The following is a 306-nucleotide window of genomic DNA, read 5'->3' on the forward strand; positions in this document are numbered from 1 at the left end:
TCGCCACGTGGCCTTTGTATTCCGGCTTCCACAGATCCAGCCAGCTGGTCGGCGGGGTTTTCACCAGGTCGCTGCGGTAGGCGAGGCCTAACTGCCCAAGGCTGAACGCGGCAGCATAGGTTTTGTTCTCGCTGACAAAGCGCGTTTGCACACTCTGATAGAGCTTATCGAGGTTAGGAATCTCTTTGGCCTCCAGCGGTTGCAGCAACCCTGCTGCCGTCGCACGCTGCACGGTATCCGGCTGGAAAACCACAATATCGTAAGGCGAACGACGCCCTTTGGCTGCACGCAGTTTGGTAAACCATT

Annotated in this window: 1 protein-coding gene; it reads right to left on the minus strand. The window is 57.2% G+C overall.

Going from position 1 to position 306, the window contains the following annotated elements; all coding sequences use genetic code 11:
- Positions 1 to 306, minus strand: a 306-nt coding sequence (locus WH277_RS00655; protein ID WP_339503776.1) for an extracellular solute-binding protein, incomplete at both ends; no start/stop codon positions are given.

It is taken from the genome of Erwinia sp. MYb416 (genome assembly GCF_037479575.1).
Classification (GTDB): Bacteria; Pseudomonadota; Gammaproteobacteria; order Enterobacterales; family Enterobacteriaceae; genus Erwinia; species Erwinia rhapontici.